This window comes from Stappia sp. WLB 29 (genome assembly GCF_023507705.1).
GTDB lineage: Bacteria > Pseudomonadota > Alphaproteobacteria > Rhizobiales > Stappiaceae > Stappia.
Genome location: NZ_JALBGD010000011.1, coordinates 106,192 through 124,598 on the forward strand (window position 1 = coordinate 106,192; position 18,407 = coordinate 124,598).

An 18,407-nucleotide genomic window follows, 5' to 3' on the forward strand; every position below is an offset into this window, starting at 1 on the left:
AGGATCCCCGAGTCGATGGCGGTCCGCCGCTGACGGTACAGTCCGCTCCCGCCCGTGGATAGCGCGCCGGCGCCCGTGCGGCCGGCAGGCGGCGCGGCGCCTCCTTGCCCCCTCTCTCCCCTCCCACATCCCCGCCAGACCCGCGCGCTGCACGCAAAAAACAACAGCGCAACCGCACTTATCCCCGTGCGGGTATTTTTCCCGTAATGATATAGGAATATAAACCTAAAATTGATAAGTGGAGGCAGGAATGACTGGATTGTCCGGAATTTCAGACCTCGGCGGCCTGGCCGTCGGCATGCCCGCGGCCCTTCGGCCCCGCCCGATGCGAGGGGCGGGCCTGCTCGTCACGGCCTGCGTCCTGTCGGTTTTCGAGGTGGAGGAGACCGACCTCGCCCAGCCCAGCCGCGGCCGCGCCCATGTCGCGCTGGCCCGGCAGATCGCCATGTATCTGCATCACGTCATTCTCGGGCGCACGCTCACCGACATCGCCCGCGAGTTCGGGCGCGACCGCACCACCGTCGCCCATGCCTGCCGGCTGGTCGAGGACAGGCGCGACGAGCCCGAGTTCGACGCGATGGTCGGCGGGCTGGAGACCGCGCTGCAAGCCGGGCTCGCCGTCCTGCCCGCCCGCCCGCCATCCACCCGTACCCTGGCCACCCGTCCCCTTCCCGCCCGCGGAACGGAGGCCTGAGCCATGGCTTCCTCGCGCCGCGCGCTGGACCGTCTTCTCGCCCGCCTTGCCGCCGCGCCCGCCTGGTCTCCTCAGGACGGACCGGACGGCGGCGTGCAGCTCGTCCCCCTGCCCGCCGCCGCAACCGCGCCGAAGGGCGGCGCCGCGCCTCCCGCCTCGGCCTCCTCCCCCGCCCCGCTTGCCGTCGACGCCGCGCAGCTGCGGGCGGCCTTTGCCGCCGGGCTGGTGGAGCGGGGCGGCAAGGGCCGTCTCCTCCTGTCTCCGGCCGGCCGCGCCCGGCTCCGGCGTCTTGGTTCCGGCGAGGAGGATTTCGCCGCCCAGCACCGGGAGACCGGCACCCGCCGCATCGCCATTGCCGGGGCGGCCGACGAGATCGTCACCGTCAACCATGCCGAGAGCCCGCTGGCCTGGCTGCGACGGCGGCGCGGCCGCGATGGCGAGCCGATCCTCGACGAGGGACAGTTCGCCGCCGGCGAGCGGCTGCGCGCCGACCACACCCATGGCGCCATCGTGCCGGGCATGCGCGGCATGGCCTGGTCGGCACTCGGCAGCGGCGCGGGCGGCGGCCGCGATCCGCGCGGCGGCCTTGTCGAGCTCACCGACACCACTTTGGCCGCGCGCGCGCGTCTCGAACGGGCGATGCGGGAGGTCGGGCCGGAGCTTGCCGGCGTGCTGATCGACGTGTGCTGCGAGCTCAAGGGGCTGGAGCAGGTCGAGCGGGAGCGGCGCTGGCCGCCGCGCTCCGCCAAGGTGGTCCTGCTGCTCGGGCTGACGCGGCTCGCCCGCCACTACGGCACCGGCTGAGCGGGCGCCCCGCGCTCCTGTCTTCTCTCTCACCGTCTCGATCCCCTGTCGCCTCGCTGCCCTGTCTCCTCCCCCTGTCGCCTCGCTGCCCTTGCACCGTTCCCCTTGCACCGCCCCTTCCCCGCGTCTTCCCGGGCAAGCGCAAGCGCGACCCGGGACCGGAGAGGCACGGTGCCCGCCTTTTTTGCCTGAGCGCTGCTGCAACCGCCCTCGGCTCCCCGATCCCGGATCTGCAGGCTTCGCCTGCGTCCGGGAGGACGAAGGAGAGGACCGTGTGGGCGAGGCGATGTTGCGGGGGTCTGCGCGCGCCCGCAACAGCTCTGGAAACCAATAGGCCCCGGCTCTGCGCTGACGCGCGGCCGGGGTGACGGCCGGAAGGATGCAAGGTCTCGCGACACCCACAGGACGTCACCCCGGACGAGCATCGCGAGATCCGGGGCCCAGAGGCAACGCGAGCGGCTGTGAGGCGGGGCGGCGTCGCCTCCCCCATCCCTGTCATACCTGCGAAGGCAGGTATCCAGTATCCGCCGGGGCGGGTGGATTTGCGAAAGCGCCCGTTTCGGCAAGGGAAGCTCACGGCAGTGCCGAGGCCTCGCCCGAACCGCTCGGGGTTACTGGGTCCTTGTCTTCGGCTGCGCCGAAACCGGGACGACAGGCCGAGCGTGGGCGCACGTCGGCGTGTCCTCGCCACTCACTCCAACCCCTCCCCGCGTCTTCCCGGGCAAGCGCAAGCGCGACCCGGGACCGGAGAGGCACGGTGCCCGCCTTTTTTGCCTGAGCGCTGCTGCAACCGCCCTCGGCTCCCCGATCCCGGATCTGCAGGCTTCGCCTGCGTCCGGGAGGACGAAGGAGAGGACCGTGTGGGCGAGGCGATGTTGCGGGGGTCTGCGCGCGCCCGCAACAGCTCTGGAAACCAATAGGCCCCGGCTCTGCGCTGACGCGCGGCCGGGGTGACGGCCGGAAGGATGCAAGGTCTCGCGACACCCACAGGACGTCACCCCGGACGAGCATCGCGAGATCCGGGGCCCAGAGGCAACGCGAGCGGCTGTGAGGCGGGGCGGCGTCGCCTCCCCCATCCCTGTCATACCTGCGAAGGCAGGTATCCAGTATCCGCCGGGGCGGGTGGATTTGCGAAAGCGCCCGTTTCGGCAAGGGAAGCTCACGGCAGTGCCGAGGCCTCGCCCGAACCGCTCGGGGTTACTGGGTCCTTGTCTTCGGCTGCGCCGAAACCGGGACGACAGGCCGAGCGTGGGCGCACGTCGGCGTGTCCTCGCCACTCACTCCAACCCCTCCCCGCGTCTTCCCGGGCAAGCGCAAGCGCGACCCGGGACCGGAGAGGCACGGTGCCCGCCTTTTTTGCCTGAGCGCTGCTGCAACCGCCCTCGGCTCCCCGATCCCGGATCTCCGGCTTCGCCTGCGTCCGGGAGGACGAGGGAGGAGCTTGCGTGCCGGAGAACGAAGGGGGGCTGCCTCAGGCCTCGGCGAGCGCTGCACGGGCGTCCGCGCGGATGCGTTCGACCATCGACTTCAGGCCGTTCGCCCGCTGCGCCGACAGGTGCTCCTTGAGGCCGATGCGGGAGAAGATCTCGTCGATATCGGTCTGCGCGATCTCCGCCGCGCTGCGCCCGGAATAGGTGGCGAGCACGATGGCGACCAGCCCCTTGACGATATGGGCGTCGCTGTCGCCCTGGAACACCAGGCGCGGCGCGCCGTCCTCGCCGCGCTCCACCGACTTCACCAGCCAGACCTGCGAGGCGCAGCCGCGCACCTTGTTGGCGTCGGTGCGCTCCTCGTCGGGAAACTCCGGCAGCATCCGCCCCAGCTCGATCACATAGCGGTAGCGGTCGTCCCAATCTTCGAGGAAGTCGAAGTTCTCAAGAATGTCGTCGAGCGGCGGGATCATGGGCAGCCATCGGTCTTTGAACGGAGCGCGGAGCGGGTCGGACTTTCGTGACCCGCTATATAGTCCGCTCGGCCGGAGATGGAAACCGGGGGGTGTCCGTCAATATCGCGGAAAGAAAACAAAGAAAAAGCCCGCGGGTGAACAGGGCAGCAGTTCACCCGCGGGCGGCGGAAGGGTCCGCCTTCAGTTTGCGCAAAAACGTCAAGAGGCTTGCCGGAAGACTTGCAGGCAGGTCCGGACGGCGGGCGCACCCGCCGGGCCGGGGACAAGTGTCCGGGCCAGGCCCGTTTGATCAGGCCGGTTTCGATCAGACCGGACGGTCCGCGCCCTTGGGACGGGGCAGCGGGACCGGGCCGTGGCCGGGCGCCGGAAGCGGCGTCACCTGGGCCGAGCGCTGCGCGCCTGCCTCGCCGGCGGCCGGTGCCGCGCTGCCCGCCTCGGCGGTCGTCGCGGGCTCGCCCTTCGGCAGCGCCCAGACCGGCTCCAGGTCGGTCTCGGTCAGCGTGCCGGTCGTGCCGGTGGTCAGCTCGCCGTTCTCGTCGAGGTATTCGTAGAGCATCCGCGCGCTGACCTTGGCCTTGGCGCCGATCTGCGAGATCGCCTGGCCGCCGGTCTCGCAGGTCTGCGGATTGCGCTCGCAGAAGCCCGAGAGGTCGCTGATGGTCGACTGGGCCGCGAAGAACGCGGTCACAGGGTTGATGCCGGCGCTCTCCTTGCCGTCCTCGCCGGTGTCGATCGGCAGGATCAGCAGCACGAGCGCGATCCAGAATGCGCATCTGAGAAGAAAGAACATGGTTGCCGCCCTTGGCTGTCATATCCGGGTCGGGGCCGGTCGCCGACATGCGGTCGCCGGATCCGTTATGCCCGCAATGTAGCACGCATCCTCCAACGCCGGGTTGAGTCGCCGCTCTCAATTTTTCGCAATTTCGAGACGAGTTTTCGCAAAATTCGTCTCAAATTTTATCGAAATTCCAAGGCCCTTCCGCAGGCCCTTTGGCGTGCCGTTCCGCCCCTTCGCTCCACCGGGAAAACTTGAGGTTTCATGGTTCCTTAAGCCGTTCCTGTGACCATCGGGGCACAACAGGTCGAGCAAACGGCGACGCGCCGGAAAGACGAGAATGATGCCAGCATTGCAGGATCGGCTGAGGCTTGCGGCAAGCCATGTCGATGCCCTGGTCCACCCGGATGCGGCCCATGAAACGGCCGCCCGCGCCAGCCACGGCGCCTTCATCCGCGGGCATCTCGCCTGCGGCGCGCTGGCGCTCGCCCTGCTGCCGCTGATGCTCGCCTTCAATGGAATCACTACCCTGGCGGTCGCCCTGATTCTCGGCTGGCTGACGGCGCACCTGCCGCTTGCCATGTATGTCTCGCGCACCGGCGAACTCGCGTGGGGGCAGATCGCCTCGGCGCTGCTCTTCGCGGTGAGCTTCGGCGTGCTCGCCGCGCTGACCGGCGGACTTTCCTCGTCGGTGCTGCCGCTGCTGGTGCTCGCCCCTGTCGAGGCGGCGATCGCCGGCCGCCGGCGCGGGATTGTCCTCGTCGCCGCGGTGACGCTGGTAATGGCCGTCGGCCCCGCGCTTGCCGGGCTGACGATGCCTGCGGCCGCCGCCCCGATCGGCGGTTTCCTGCCCGTTCCCTTGCTGGCCGTGACGCTTGCCGTGCTTTACGCCGGCCTGCTGGCGCTGCGTGTGGGCGCCGCCAACCGGCGGCGCGAAGGCGACCTTGTCCTGCGCGAGGCGCGCACGAGCCTTGCCGCACGGCTCGCCGGCGAGGCCGTGCTGCGGCATGGACCCGGCGGGCGCGTGGAGGAGGCCGGCGAGGCCGCCGCGCGCATCCTGGGGCTCGGCCGTCCGGCGGCAGCGGCACGGGAATTGGCCGGCGACGGGCTCTTCGCCCGCGTCCATGTCGGCGACCGTCCAGCCTATCTCAAGGCGCTCAGCGATGCCGCTTCGGAAGGGGCGGTCCAGAGCCTGCGCCTGCGCCTGCGCAGCGGCGAGAACCAGCCCGGCGAGGCCGGCCGTCCGGGCTACATCACGGCTGAGCTGACCGTTCATCCGTCGCCCGAAGGCGATACCGGCACCTTCAGCGTGCTGCGCGACGTCACGGCCGAGGCGACCCTTGCCGCGGAGCGCGACACGGCGCTCGCCGAGGCCGAGAAGGCCCGCGAGGCGCACTCCCGGTTCCTGGCCACCGTCAGCCACGAATTGCGCACGCCGCTCAACGCGATCCTGGGTTTTTCCGAGCTTTTGAGCGGGGATACGGCGTCCGGTGCCGCCGCCGATCCGCAGCGGGTGCGCGACTATGCCGGCACCATCCACCAGTCGGGCAGCCACCTGCTGCAGCTGGTCAACGACATGCTCAACATGGCGCGGATCGAGACCGGCCATTTCGATATCGTCGCCGAACGCTTCGACCTGCGGACCTGCCTCGACGGCTGCCGCCGGATGATGGAGCCGGAGGCCGCCCGGCTCGGCCTGCGGCTGACGGCGGACCTGCCGCTGTCGCTCGGCGAGGTGAGCGCGGATCCGCGCGCCTGCCGCCAGATCGCCTTGAATCTGCTGTCGAATGCGCTGAAATTCACGCCCGAGGGCGGCCGTGTCGTCCTCTTCGCCCGCAGCGAGCCGCAGGGCTTCGTCTTCGGCGTGCGCGACAGCGGCATCGGCATCGCGCCGGCCGACCACGAGCGGGTGACCGAGCCATTCGTGCAGGCGAGTTCGGGCCTGGCGCGGCTGCACGACGGCGCCGGCCTCGGCCTTGCCGTGGTCAAGGGCCTGGCCGCCTTGAGCGGCGGCCGAATGACGCTGGACAGCCGCGAGGGAGAAGGCACCTGCGTCAGCGTCGCCCTGCCCTCGCTGGCCGCCGACGGGGGGATCTCCGCTCCGCGGCCGACACTTTCGCAACGGCTTGCGGCGCCCCGGGGGGAGGCCGGCCGCAGCACGGGACATGACATCAAGCGCAGCGCATGAGCGCCAGGAAGAAGACTGAGAGCATGAGCCGTTCGCCCCGAAACCAGCCCGCTCCCGCCGCCCGGCGCGGACGACGGCACGAACCGCTGCCGCCGGCGCGCCCTGCGTCCCAGGGCCTCGGCGCGGTGGCGCTCGACAATCCGGTCGCGACCGGCGGCTGGCTGGTCATGGCGCTGACCGGCGGGCTGATCATCGCCAACGCCCTCGTCTTCCAGTCCGGCCGCCATCCGGCGCCGTTCTTCGCCACCCGCGACGCGCCGGTCAGCACGCCGGCCGCCCCTGTCGTCACCGAAGCGCAGCTGGAGCGCCAGCGGCTGGTGCGCGACGTGCAGATGGAGCTGCGGCGCCTCGGCATGTATGGCGGCCTGCTCGACGGACTGAACGGCCCGGCAACGGAGCGCGGCGTGCGCGCCTACCAGCGCGCGCGCGGCCTGCCCGAGACCGGGGATATCGACACCGCGCTGCTGGCGCGCCTTGCCATGGATACCGGTGTGGACGTGGACAACCTTCCGCCCCTGCCCCCGCTGCCGCCCCAGACAGCAGCGCCCCAGACGGTGCCCGGTCAGTCGTCCTCCGGCAGCTCGTCGCCGGCCGCCGCGCAGGCTTCGAACCCGACGACCGGCTCGGTGCGCACCACCCGGGTGACGCCGCCGGTGCCGGCCCCGTCTGCCCCCCGCGCACAAACCGTCTCCGCACCCGCGAACGCCGGTCGCGTGCCGCCCGCTTCGGTCGCCAACGGCGCGCTCACGGGCGACCGCGCCCGCATCGCCCGGTTGCAGGCGGCCCTGTCGGAAATGGGCTATGGTCCGATCAGCGTCGACGGATTCGCCGGCGAACAGACCGCCAATGCCATCCGCCGTTTCGAACTCGACCGCGGCCTTGCCATCACCGGCGCGCTCGGCCCAATGGTCGAGCAGGAGGTGGAAAAGGTGCTCGGCCGGCCGCTGTAAGGCCAGGGCGGGCCGGGCCGAGCGCCCGGCGGCGCCCGCGAAAGGACTGCCATGCGCCTGACGTCCGGTTTCTGGGTCTCGGCCCTGATCCGCCGCTGCTTCGGCGAGAACGCCTGGGCCGGCGTGATCTCCAGGGGCGCCGAGGAAGCCGGCGCCATCTATCTGGTTGTCGACCGGCGCGACGGCACCTGCGACCTCTACGGCCCTGCCCCGCAAAGCCTGTTCATGGACGCACCCGTCGGCGACCGGCTGTTCGAGCGCCTTGCCGAGCGCGCGGAGCGGGAAAAGGTCGAAGCCCGCCTCGCCTCCGAGCGGCGGATGGACCCGGACATCTGGGTCGTCGAGATCGAGGACCGCGAGGGCCGCACCTTCTGGGACGTCGCGTCCGATTGAGCGCCGATCCCTTGCCGCTGAGCACCTATCCCCGCCCCTGCCCGCCGACCGCATACTGGCTTGCGAACGACGGGAGCGGGGCCGATGGGGAAGAAGTATACAGGCGGCAGCGGCGACGGGGATATCCCGCTTTCGGACATCCATGCGAGGGTGACCGCGCGGCTCGGCGTGCCGGCGGGGATATCTCCCGCCGACGAGATCCGCTGGCTCGACCGCGCGGCAACGGCGGAGCGACAGCTCGGCCTTGCCGGCTCCTGGGCGCACGATCCCAACCGGCTGCTGGCCCTGCGGCAAGCCCTGGCCTTCAGCGCCGCGACAGCCCGGCAGCACGGGCCCGGCGCCCGGCCGTGAGGCACCGCGCTCCGCGCACTCAGTCCTTCCAGGGAATGGCGCCCGCCGGCACATGGCGGGCGAGCGCATTGACCGCCAGCATCACCAGCACGGTCGCCACCACCGTGACGCTCGACATGGCGGCGGCGAGCGTCGTGTAGCCGCCGTCCTCGTAGTTGAAGATCGTCGTGCCGATGGTCTCGTTGCCGCTCGACCACAGCAGGGCGGAGACCGTCACCTCGTTGTAGGAGGTGAGGAAGACGAGGATCGCGCCCGAGGCGGCGGCCGGCGCGACCAGCGGCGCGTGGACCCGCGCCAGACGGCGGAAGAAGCCGGCACCCGAAACCCGCGCCGCATCGTCGAGACTGGCATCCACCTGCATGTAGGCGGCCATTACCGAGTTCAGCCCGATGGCGAGGAACACCGCCACATAGGCCAGCAGGATGATCGCCATAGTGCCGTAGAGGCTGACGCCGAGCACCGGCAGCGGGCGCAGGAACATCAGGATGAAGGCGATGGACATGACGAGGCCCGGCACCGCATAGGCGACATCGGCCTGTGCCGCGACCAGTCCGGCGAGCCGCCGTGCCATGCCGCGGCGCATGGCCAGGAAATAGCCGAGCAGGATCGACAGACCCGCGATCAGCAGCGCGGCAAGCGCCGCCGCCACCGTGGAATTGGCGAAGGCGCGCAGTGTCACCGCCTGCCGGAACAGGATCTCGGCGTAGTTTTCCAGCGTCAGGCTGCTGGCGGCCAGCGGCAGGCCGTAGGTGCGCATCATGGATGTGGCGAAGAGCGACAGCGCCGGCAGCAGCAGGGTGGCCGCCAGCAGCAGCCAGACGGTCGCCTCGACCGGTAGGCGGGCGCGGCCGAGATCGACGGCCAGCGGCTGTTGCGGCAGGCCGACGAGCGCGTTGCGCATGCGCCGCTGCAGCAGGACCTGGATGGCGACGAGGCCGAGGGTGACGATGCCGAGCAGTATGGAGATGAGCGCCACGTCGCCGATCACCGAGGGGCCGTAGCCGGCGAGCCGGCGCCAGATCAGCACCGGCAGCGTGGTATAGCGGGCGGGAATGCCGATCAGCGCATTGATGCCGAAATTGCCGAGCGCGCTGACGAAGGCCAGGACGAAACCGGCCAATAGCGAGGGCGCAAGCAGCGGCAGGGTGATACGCCACAGCAGGCGCGGCGCGCGGGCGCCGGAGACGCGGGCGGCATCGCTGAGTTCGCGCGGGAAGGCCCGCAGGCCCGCCCTCACCACCAGGAACACGATGGGCATGTGCTGGAAGGAGAGCAGCGCCACGAGGCCGGTCAGCGAATAGACCGGATGCGGCGCGCCGGCGGCCGGAGCCAGTCCCAGCGCCTGCAGCACCGGGGATGCGGGCCCCAGCGCCTGGCTCCAGGCGATCGCCGTCACGTGCGGCGGGATCATCATCGGCAGCAGGATAAGGAAGACCAGCGGCGCCTTCGCCCGCACATTGGTGAGGCCGAGGGCCAGCGCCAGCACGGTGCCGAGCACGGTGGCAAGGCAGGCGGAGAGAAAGCTGCTTTCCAGCGAGTTCCACAGCGCCCGCTGCACGGATCGCGAGGCAAGCGTCTCGGCAAGGGGACCGAGCGTCAGCCCGCCGCCCTCCCCGGTCAGGCCGATGGCGAAGAGCAACGCCAGCGGCACGCCGCACAGCAGCGTGACCAGAAAGGCGACGGCGGCGAGGGAGAGCCCCTCGCCGCCGGCGATCGCGAAGGCGGACGGACTGCGCAAGCCTCGATTACCCGCCGAAGATCTCTTCGAACTTCATCTTGTTGGCGGCATCGCCCTCGAGCGCGGCGGCCGGATCGAAGTTCAGAAGCTTGATCTTGTCGCGGGCGGGGAAGCCCTCCGGCGCGGGAACGCCCGGATGCGCCGGCAGGTAGCCCTGCGAGGCGGCAAGGGCCTGGCCCTCCTCCGAGATCAGGAAATCGACGAAGGCCTTGGCGGCCTCGACATTCTTCGCGGTCTTGAGGATCGCGACCGGCTCGGTGACGGCAGAAACGCCCTCTTGCGGGAAGACGAAAGCGACCGGCGCGCCTTCGGCCGCGCCGCGGATCGCCATGAAGTCGACCAGGAAGCCGTAGAGCTTCTCGCCGCCGGCAACCGCCTTGTAGACGCCGCCGTTGCCGCCCTGAGCGAGCGCGCCCTGCTCTGCCAGCCCCTCGTAGAAGGCCCAGCCGAGATCCGGATGGCTGGTCACCGAGACCATATGGATGGTGGCGGCACCCGAGGTCAGCGGCGAGGGCATCGCGAAGCTGTCCTTGGCCTCCGGCTTCAACAGATCCTTGTAGGACGCGGGAACCATCGAGGCGCCGGTGTTGTAGACGATGCCGGTGGTGATCAGCTTGGTGGAAAAGTAGGTGCGGTCCTTGTCCATGATCGCCGGATCATAGGCCGAGACGTCCGCGCCCTCGTGGGCGAGCAGGCGGCCCTCCTTCTTCAGGCTCTCCATGGTCACCGTGTCGGCGATCAGCAACAGGTCCGGCTGCGGATCGCCTGCGGCGAATTCGGCCTGCAGCTTGGCCATCACCTTGGACGTGCCGTCGCGGACCCACTCGATCTCGAGGCCCGGATGCTTCGCCTTGAAGGCATCGACCGTCTGCTGCGCATCGGCATTGGGCTGGGAGGTGTACAGCACCAGCTTGCCGGACAGGTCGGCGAAGGCCGGCGTTGCGAGCGAAACCGTCATGAGGGCTGCGAGCAGCTTGGTCTTGATCATGCGAAACCCCGTGAATGGCGTGTTGTCCCGTTCGTCGCGAGCGGGTGAACAGGGGCCATAGCAGGCGCATGTAACAGTTTCTTGTGCCCCGGCCCAGACACCGGGGAAGACGCCGGGGATTTTTTACAAGGCTGTCCGGCGGTCAGCCGGCGTCGCGGCGCGAGGAAACAATGGCGGGAGAGGACGGCGCAAGCGTGCGCCCGCCCTGCCCGTCGCGGCGCTCGGCATGGGACAGACCGCCATAGGGCGAGGCCAGGCCGGAAGCCCGGCTGCGGCCGACCGCCGGGCGCTGCGCCTCCTCGCGGGCCGCGGCCAACTGCGCGACGGTGGCGGCCGGGCCGGCATGCAGCCCCTCCATCACCATCATCGCCGCACGCGGGGTGACCCGGTCGTGCAGGGCAAGGAGACCGCGCAAATGCTCCAGCGCCGCGGTCTGGCCGAGCACCCGCACGAGAACCCGGCCGCTTTCGCTGTCGCCGGTGCCGAGCGCCCGCAGCGCCAGCACCAGGGCCTCGCCGCCGGGATCGTCGACGATGCGAGCCGCCGTCTCCGCCGGCAGGGCCAGCGCATGGGCGAGCCGAGCGGCAAAGACGGCGAGACCGCCGGACAGCGCCGCCTCGACGAGTGCGGCCAGCACGGCAGGCTTGAAGGCAACGTTGAGCAGTTTCGGATCGCCTCGGCGGGCCAGTTCGGCAAGCGCGCGCGCTTCCGCCGCCGCGATCGCCTCCATGCGTCCCGTGCGGTCGAGGTCGAGGAACAGGGCGAAGAGCAGCGGCGCGGGCAGGGCATGGCGGCGGGAAAGGTCCGCGGCGAGCGCGCGCAGCATGTCCTCGCGCGCCGACAGGAGTTCCAGAACGCGCTCGCCGGGCGGGCAGTCGGGACGGGCCAGCAGCACCTTCAGCGTCGCCGCGTCGGCATGGCGCAGCAGCACGCCGGCAACGCTCTCCGGCATCTGCGAGCGCGCGGCGATGGCCCGATGGACGGCGGCATCGCCGCTGGCTGCACGCGAGATCAGGTCGGTTTCCGGCAAGGCTCCCTCGCCGGCAAGGGCCGCGGCGGCGATCTCGCTGTCGGGATCGGCAGCGAGCAGGCTGAGGCATTCCGACGGCGTCTCGGGCGCAGCGGCGAGCAGCTGCGCGATTGTCAGGCGGTGCTCGGCCGGCGTCTCCGGCAGCAACTGGCGGAACAGCTCGGCGAAGATGCGGCGCTCGGAGGTGTCGTGCCCCTGCCGGGCGACATAGAGTTCGGTGGCGGCCAGCAACAGTCCGGCCTTGCGGGCATCGCCCGGCTCCATCGGCAGGTCGAGCACGCCCTCCATCGCCCTGTGGTGCGGACGACGGCGGTCCTGCACGCTCTCCTCGGGGATAGCGCCAGGGGACAAAGTCTTGGCTGAAACGTCGAAAGAACTGGACACGGGCCGGGACTGCCTGCGCTACGCATTTACACGCGCCCCTCGCCATCGGCCCCTAACGCGGAGACCCTCATGGAGACGGACTGCGTAAAATTGCCAGAAAAGCGTTAGCGAGTTGTTAACCCTGACTCGTTCCTACTAACCTCACGGCAGTTGGTTTCGCGTGACCTGCCAGGGGTCTGGGACCGGAGCGCCACCGCGCACCGGGTTGGCTCATGGAGGATGCTATGGGCACCGTGCTGAACTTCCACTGCGGCTATCGGCCTGGGCGCCTTTCCCGGCGAGCAATGCCGCGCGGCCGCCATGTCTCGGCCGAGATCGTCATCTTTCCCGGCGTCAGGGTCGAGCATCACGACGACGTGCAAGCGCTTGATCTCGGCGCGCGAATCGGGCGCAAACAGGATAGCCTTGCGCATCCGGGCCTGGACCGCGATCCCGGCAAGGCTCACTGAGCCGGACCGCCCGTCCCATCCGGGGCGCGGGGGGCGCGAGGGGAAAGAGCAAAGCGTGACGATCCGCCGTCCGACAGTGCGCGCGGCCACGGCCGAACGGCCGGGGCTCGCGAGGCGCCAGAGCGCACCGCGCCCTGCCCTTTCGCATGCGCTGCTGCTTGCCTCGGCCTGCTTTGCCGCCGCGACGCTTGCCGCCTGCCAAAGGCCGACAGGCGATTTCGGCCGGCCTGCGCCGTCGGTCATCCACGACCGCCTGATGCCGCAGATGGGCTCGGAACTGGCTGTTGCGCGCGGCGAACCGATGTCGCGCTTCAACCTCACGGACGACGAGCGCGAACTGCGCGATCGCGGCTGGACGCTGATCCGCCCGCCGGCGAGCGAGGACTGGATCGAGGGCACGCGCACCGAGCTGATCCGCACGCGGATCCTGCCGGAAACCGCCAACAAGCTGGATCCGGACCGCTACTATTCCTATCTGCGCTCGGACAAGTACCGCTCCAGCGAGGTGCGTTACGACAAGGTGGCCGCCGACGCGCGCGCGGATGCGGAACTCGTACCGCCCTTCTGCAAGGTGGCGACCCGGGTGATGGCCGCCGACGAGGAGCGGCTGCGCGCCCTCGGCCGGCGCGAGATCTCCACCAAGGAGGAACTGGCGGGCGCCCAGGCGCGGGTGTGGGAGAACCGCCGCTATATCGACTGGGCCGGCCAGGCGCTGCGCTACCGTCTCGTCTCCTACCGCAACGCCATCGACGCGCTGGAGATCGAGACCCCCTCGCACAACAAGGTGTGGGACGCCAATGTGGCCTGGAAGAAGCTCGCCGCCGAGGTGGTGCTGCTGGAAAAGGGCTGCGAGGCGATCAACCGCTATGGCCAGGAAGAGGACGCACGGCGCTCGCGCATCTATTCCAACTGGGGCACCGAGCGGCCGGCGCCCGTGAAGTGAGCCGGCGGGCAGCACGCTGTCACGCAATCCTCACACTGCCATGCGATGGGGCGCGCTTGCGGGCAGCCGCCCGCGCGGTTAAGCACATCGCACGCCGCCCTCCCGACCTCAGCACAGTACCGGAGCCCCATGTCGGTTTCCCTTCGCGCGCTGACCAAGCGCTTCGGCCCGCAGACGGCCGTTTCCGACATCACGCTGGACGTGGAAGCGGGCAGCTTCTTCGCCATTCTCGGCCCCTCCGGGTGCGGCAAGTCCACCTTGCTGCGGCTGATCGCGGGTCTCGAGACGCCCGACGGGGGCGAAATCGCCATCGGCGGCGAGACGGTCGCCTCGCCGTCCCGGCATGTGCCGCCGGAGGCGCGCAATGTCGGCGTGGTGTTCCAGTCCTATGCGCTGTGGCCGCATATGAGCGTGCGCGACAACGTCGCCTTTCCGGTGGAGAGCGCCGGGCTTGCCGCAAGCGAGCGCAAGGCGCGGGTCGAGGCCAGCCTCGACAAGGTGGGGCTCTCGGCTTTCGCCGCGCGCAGACCTGCCTCGCTGTCGGGCGGCCAGCGCCAGCGCGTCGCCCTCGCCCGCTGTCTCGCGCAGCAGGCCGGCACCATCCTGATGGACGAGCCGCTGGCCAATCTCGATCCGCATCTGCGCCAGTCGATGGAAGAGGAACTGGCGCTGTTCCACCGCCAGACCGGAGCAACGACGCTCTACATCACCCACGACCAGCGCGAGGCCATGGCACTCGCCGACCGTATCGCGATCCTGTGGGAAGGACGGCTGTTGCAGGCCGCCAGCCCTGAGACGGTCTATCTGCGCCCCACCAGCGAGCGGGTCGCCCGCTTCATCGGCCGCTCGGCCCTGACACGAGTGGCCGTGGAAGCGGCCGAAAACGGCATGGCGCAGGTCAAGGCGGGCAACCAGACGCTTCAGGTACGGGCGCCCGACGATGCGCGCCCCGGAGCCGGTACGGTGATGCTGCGGCCGGAACACATCCAGACGGACGGAGGCGACGGCGCGCTGCGCGCAAAGGTGCTTCATGTCAGTTATCGCGGCGGGTTCTTCGAGGCGACGGCAGAGCTTCCGGGCTTCGATGAGCCGCTGGTGCTGCATCTCGCCCGCAGGGCCGGGCCGGGCGGCGAGGTTCCGGTGCGCTTCACCGGCGGATGGCTGCTGCCGCAGGACGATTGAGCGCACCCATCCTTCCCTGCAGAGAATGCCCAAAAGAAAGACCGCCGCGGATCGCTCCGCAGCGGTCTCGAACTGTCGGCTTGCGCTTCGGGCCTGCCGCCGCGCCAAGCTGCCTGGCAGGGCTTACTTGCCGCGCTTGCGCTGCTGGCCGAGGCCCATCTTCTTCGCCAGTTCCGAACGGGCGGCCGCGTAGTTCGGCGCCACCATCGGATAGTCGGTCGGCAGGCCCCACTTCTCGCGGTACTCTTCCGGCGACATGTCGTAATGCGTGCGCAGGTGCCGCTTCAGCGACTTGAACTTCTTTCCGTCCTCAAGGCAGATGATGTAGTCGGGGGTGACCGACTTCTTCACCGGCACGGCCGGACGCAGCGGCTCCGGCTCCGGCTCGACGGTCGAACCGCTGGTGCGCTGAAGGGCGTTGTAGACCTCGTTGATCAGACCGCCGAGGTCGGACGAGGCAACGGTGTTGTTGGACACATAGGCCGAGACGATGTCGGCGGTCAGGTCGATAAGATTGTCGTCGGCGACCGTATCAGTCATTATTTCACCCATCAGTTTATTCGGAACTTTGCGAAATAGACCGACAAAAATTACGACCAGACAAGCTCAGCGTACTGTTGGGATACTGACGCGAGACAATATCTGACCTCGATTCTGTCGACCGAAACCCATAGGTGTCGTATATATCGACAAAATGGCGATCACAAGAGAAATTTTTCAATGAAACCCATGTAGCTTGGCCTAAATGCCAATCGATTGCCAAGGCCGGTTTAGAATTCGCAAAAACAAGAAAAGCAGATCGCGAATAAAAAGGCGAAATCTGGGCAGTTGCCCTCTCAAAAACAGGCCCGCACCGGGAGAGCGGCGCGGGCCATGACGTCAGCTCGCCTCGTCCGCCATTTCGTCGATATGGGTGTCCGCGCAGGGCTTGTATCCGGCCTGATAGGCGGCCTTGGCCAGCAGATGCGCGGCAACGGGCGCCGTCAGCAGGAAGAACACGACACCGGCCAGAGCGCGGGTCAGCACGTCGACCTGGCCGGCATGGACGGCAAGGGCGATCAGCATCAGGCCGGAGCCCAGCGTGCCGGCCTTCGAACCGGCATGCATGCGCATGTAGACGTCCTTCAGCCGCAACAGGCCGATGGTGGCGATCAGCGAGAAGATCGAACCGACCACCAGAACTATTCCGACGGCGATTTCGTAAATCGGGGTCATCGGCCCCCCTCCTCTTGCGCAGTACGCGCCTGGACTTCGCGGATCTCGTCGACGATGGTCGGATCCTTCGCAAGGCCCCGGTTGAGCACGAAGCGGGCGAAAGCCACGGTCGCCAGAAAGCCGACAAGGCCGAGCGCGATGGCGATGTCGACATAGAGATAGTAGTCGGTCTGCACCCCGATGGCGGCGATGAAGCCGATGCCGACGGCGACCAGCATGTCGAGCGCTACCACCCGGTCGGGCAGGGTCGGCCCCTTAACGATGCGCAGCACGATCAGCACGAAGGACACGGTCAGGATCGCCAGCGAGATGCTGACGCAAACGTCCAGGAACTCGGAAGAGAAATTGGCAAGCCCGCTCATCGGAAGGCCTCCAGAATCTGGCGTTCGAAGCCGTTCTTGATGTCGTCGATGGTCGCCTGCTTGTCCGGCACGTCGATGCAGTGAACATAGAGCGTGCTGCGGTCCTCCGACACGTCCACGGACAAGGTGCCGGGCGTCAGCGTGATCAGGTTGGCGAGCATGGTGATCTCGAAGTCCCTGTCCACGGTGAGCGGATAGGCGATGATGCCCGGCTTCAGGTCGATCTTCGGCCGCAGAACGATGGCTGCGACGCGCAAGGCGGACAGCACCAGTTCGTAGACGAAGGTCAAAGCCAGGACGAAGATCAGCCAGAACCGTCGCAGATAGCGGTCGGACCCCACCTGCTCGCGGATGATGTACAGCGCCAGCATGCCGAGCACGAAGCCGAAGAAGAGGTTGACCTCGGCGAAGCTACCGGTGACCGCGCCCCACGCGAGCGCCAGCAGGATATTGATAAGGAAAAGGCCGGTCATTGGACGATGTCTCCGAAGACGGACCGCAGATAGCCGAGCGGCTCGACCAGGGTCGAGGCGCCGCGTTGCGCCACCTGCATCATGAACTCGGGCTGCAGGCCGATGATCACCACCAGGCCGAGCAGCAGGGCGATAGGCATCCACACGGCCGCACCGCCGACTTCGCGCGGGACAGCGAGCGAGGCAGTGAGCTGGCCGTCGGCCGTACCTTCCGCACCGCCGCGCCAGAAGGCGTAGATCCACACCCGCCCGACGGCGATGGTCGTCAGCAGACCGGTGAGCAGGATAGCCCCGGCGATCCAGCCATGGCCGTCGCGCAGGGCCGCATCGACCAGCAAAACCTTGGGCCAGAAGCCGGAGAACGGCGGCAGGCCGGACACGGCAAACGCCAGCATCAGGAACGCCGCCGCAAGCAGCGGGCTGGCCCGGTAAAGCCCGCCCAGTTCGCGCAGCGAATAGGAGCCGCCGAGCCCGCGCATGACACCGGCGGTCATGTAGAGCGCCGTCATCACCAGGATCGAATGGACGGCATAGAAGATCGCGCCCGCCATGGCCGGACCGGTACCCATGGCAAGGCCCGCCAGCATGGAGCCGATGCCCGAGATGACCAGATAGCCGAGCAGCCGGCGCAGGTCGGTCTGGGCCAGCGCTCCGATCACGCCGGTCAACATGGTGGCGATGGCGACGACGGCGATCAGGTCAGACAGCACCAGCCGGGCCTCCGGCATCAGCAAGCCGAAAATGCGCAACAGCGCATAGACGCCGACCTTGGTCAGCAGGCCGGCGAAGACCGCGGCCACGACGATGCGCGGCGTGTGGTAGGAGGCCGGTAGCCAGAAATTGACCGGGAAGGCGGCCGCCTTCATGGCGAAGGCGAGGAAGTAGAGCACAGCCACGGTCATCAACGGGCCGTCGACGCCGCTGGACGCGGTCTTGCGGGCAATATCGGCCATGTTTAGCGTGCCGAGAATGCCATAGAGAAGGCCGGTGGCGATCAGGAACAGCGTCGTGGCGATGATGTTGAGCAGGGCATACTTGACCGCGCCGTCGAGCTGGGCGCGCTCGTTGCCGAGCACCAGCAGGCCGAAGGACGAGATCAGCAGCACCTCGAACCAGACATAGAGGTTGAAGATGTCGCCGGTCAGGAAGGCGCCGCAGACGCCGGTCATCAGCAGCAGCAGGAACGGATAGAAGCCGTAGCGCCGGCCGGAACTGTCGATGTCGTTGATGCCGAAGACAGCGGCGGCCAGGGCCACGATGGACGAGGTCAGCGCCAGGGTCGCGCCCATCGCATCCACCGTGAAGGCGATGCCGAAGGGCGGCAGCCAGTTGCCGGCGACCATGGTCAGCACGCCCTTGTCGAGGACGCGGGCGAGCAAGCCTGCGCAGGCAAGGACCAGCAGCGTCAGGAAGATGATCGCGATCTTCGGCTGGGAGTCCGTATTCTTGCGCGCCATCAGACAGAGCGCGCCACCGAGAATGGTGATGACCAGCGGAGCGATCATCAGCCAGTCGCCCGGCGGGACCGCATCCATCCGCATGGCCTGCGAAAGATCAACGGAATAGTCGGAAGCGGCCATGC

Annotated in this window: 19 protein-coding genes; 9 read left to right on the top strand and 10 right to left on the bottom strand. The window is 68.9% G+C overall.

The window, feature by feature from the left end:
• The first annotated feature begins 250 nt into the window (after positions 1 to 250).
• Entirely contained in the window at positions 251 to 694 is a 444-nt protein-coding gene (locus MNI96_RS18765; RefSeq protein ID WP_249695653.1) for a helix-turn-helix domain-containing protein, read from the top strand.
• 3 nt (positions 695 to 697) lie between these two features.
• The gene (locus MNI96_RS18770; protein WP_249695654.1) at positions 698 to 1,498 is read left to right on the top strand and encodes a DUF6456 domain-containing protein; all 801 of its coding nucleotides are present in this window, start codon (positions 698 to 700) and stop codon (positions 1,496 to 1,498) included.
• Between the two features lie 1,471 nt (positions 1,499 to 2,969).
• Here the strand turns inward: MNI96_RS18770 and MNI96_RS18775 are convergent.
• The gene (locus MNI96_RS18775; protein ID WP_249695655.1) at positions 2,970 to 3,401 is read right to left on the bottom strand and encodes a SufE family protein; all 432 of its coding nucleotides are present in this window, start codon (positions 3,399 to 3,401) and stop codon (positions 2,970 to 2,972) included.
• Between the two features lie 307 nt (positions 3,402 to 3,708).
• Positions 3,709 to 4,194, bottom strand: coding sequence for a DUF5330 domain-containing protein (locus MNI96_RS18780; RefSeq protein WP_249695657.1), 486 nt, complete (start codon positions 4,192 to 4,194; stop codon positions 3,709 to 3,711).
• A gap of 325 nt (positions 4,195 to 4,519) precedes the next feature.
• Between MNI96_RS18780 and MNI96_RS18785 the strand changes: the two genes are divergently transcribed.
• The 4 genes from MNI96_RS18785 (at position 4,520) to MNI96_RS18800 (ending at position 8,061) form a co-directional block, all read left to right on the top strand.
• Complete coding sequence (locus MNI96_RS18785) at positions 4,520 to 6,367, top strand: sensor histidine kinase (protein WP_249695658.1); 1,848 nt, start codon at positions 4,520 to 4,522, stop codon at positions 6,365 to 6,367.
• Between the two features lie 23 nt (positions 6,368 to 6,390).
• Positions 6,391 to 7,317: a peptidoglycan-binding domain-containing protein gene (locus tag MNI96_RS18790; RefSeq protein WP_249695659.1), complete on the top strand. Its 927-nt coding sequence runs from the start codon at positions 6,391 to 6,393 to the stop codon at positions 7,315 to 7,317.
• 51 nt (positions 7,318 to 7,368) lie between these two features.
• Positions 7,369 to 7,710: a DUF1491 family protein gene (locus MNI96_RS18795; protein ID WP_249695660.1), complete on the top strand. Its 342-nt coding sequence runs from the start codon at positions 7,369 to 7,371 to the stop codon at positions 7,708 to 7,710.
• An 84-nt stretch (positions 7,711 to 7,794) separates the two neighbouring features.
• Positions 7,795 to 8,061, top strand: coding sequence for a hypothetical protein (locus tag MNI96_RS18800; protein WP_249695662.1), 267 nt, complete (start codon positions 7,795 to 7,797; stop codon positions 8,059 to 8,061).
• Between the two features lie 19 nt (positions 8,062 to 8,080).
• On the opposite strand, the gene MNI96_RS18805 is transcribed toward MNI96_RS18800, so the two are convergent.
• The 3 genes from MNI96_RS18805 to MNI96_RS18815 form a co-directional block, all read right to left on the bottom strand.
• A complete protein-coding gene (locus MNI96_RS18805; RefSeq protein ID WP_249695663.1) occupies positions 8,081 to 9,799 on the bottom strand; it encodes an ABC transporter permease in 1,719 nt (572 codons plus the stop codon).
• A 7-nt stretch (positions 9,800 to 9,806) separates the two neighbouring features.
• Complete coding sequence (locus MNI96_RS18810; protein ID WP_502960362.1) at positions 9,807 to 10,784, bottom strand: ABC transporter substrate-binding protein; 978 nt, start codon at positions 10,782 to 10,784, stop codon at positions 9,807 to 9,809.
• A 145-nt stretch (positions 10,785 to 10,929) separates the two neighbouring features.
• Positions 10,930 to 12,138, bottom strand: coding sequence for a DUF2336 domain-containing protein (locus MNI96_RS18815; RefSeq protein WP_249695666.1), 1,209 nt, complete (start codon positions 12,136 to 12,138; stop codon positions 10,930 to 10,932).
• Positions 12,139 to 12,425: 287 nt separating this feature from the next.
• On the opposite strand from MNI96_RS18815, the gene MNI96_RS18820 reads away from it, so the two are divergent.
• The 3 genes from MNI96_RS18820 (at position 12,426) to MNI96_RS18830 (ending at position 14,775) form a co-directional block, all read left to right on the top strand.
• A complete protein-coding gene (locus MNI96_RS18820) occupies positions 12,426 to 12,650 on the top strand; it encodes a hypothetical protein (RefSeq protein ID WP_249695667.1) in 225 nt (74 codons plus the stop codon).
• A gap of 55 nt (positions 12,651 to 12,705) precedes the next feature.
• Complete coding sequence (locus MNI96_RS18825) at positions 12,706 to 13,593, top strand: hypothetical protein (RefSeq protein WP_249695668.1); 888 nt, start codon at positions 12,706 to 12,708, stop codon at positions 13,591 to 13,593.
• Positions 13,594 to 13,722: 129 nt separating this feature from the next.
• Positions 13,723 to 14,775, top strand: coding sequence for an ABC transporter ATP-binding protein (locus MNI96_RS18830; protein WP_249695669.1), 1,053 nt, complete (start codon positions 13,723 to 13,725; stop codon positions 14,773 to 14,775).
• 123 nt (positions 14,776 to 14,898) lie between these two features.
• Here MNI96_RS18830 and MNI96_RS18835 read toward each other — a convergent pair whose 3' ends face one another.
• The 5 genes from MNI96_RS18835 to MNI96_RS18855 form a co-directional block, all read right to left on the bottom strand.
• Positions 14,899 to 15,315 carry a Ros/MucR family transcriptional regulator gene (locus tag MNI96_RS18835; protein WP_158195600.1) on the bottom strand — a complete coding sequence of 139 codons (417 nt, stop codon included), beginning with the start codon at positions 15,313 to 15,315 and terminating at the stop codon, positions 14,899 to 14,901.
• 339 nt (positions 15,316 to 15,654) lie between these two features.
• On the bottom strand, positions 15,655 to 15,990 hold the full coding sequence (mnhG, locus tag MNI96_RS18840) for a monovalent cation/H(+) antiporter subunit G (protein ID WP_249695671.1): 336 nt from the start codon (positions 15,988 to 15,990) through the stop codon (positions 15,655 to 15,657).
• Positions 15,987 to 16,352: a cation:proton antiporter gene (locus MNI96_RS18845; RefSeq protein ID WP_249695673.1), complete on the bottom strand. Its 366-nt coding sequence runs from the start codon at positions 16,350 to 16,352 to the stop codon at positions 15,987 to 15,989. Before MNI96_RS18845 ends, mnhG begins: the two co-directional genes overlap by 4 nt.
• Positions 16,349 to 16,825: a Na+/H+ antiporter subunit E gene (locus tag MNI96_RS18850; RefSeq protein WP_249695674.1), complete on the bottom strand. Its 477-nt coding sequence runs from the start codon at positions 16,823 to 16,825 to the stop codon at positions 16,349 to 16,351. Before MNI96_RS18850 ends, MNI96_RS18845 begins: the two co-directional genes overlap by 4 nt.
• Positions 16,822 to 18,405: a Na+/H+ antiporter subunit D gene (locus tag MNI96_RS18855; protein ID WP_249695675.1), complete on the bottom strand. Its 1,584-nt coding sequence runs from the start codon at positions 18,403 to 18,405 to the stop codon at positions 16,822 to 16,824. The genes MNI96_RS18850 and MNI96_RS18855 overlap by 4 nt, the downstream gene beginning before the upstream one ends.
• Between the last annotated feature and the right edge of the window lie 2 nt (positions 18,406 to 18,407).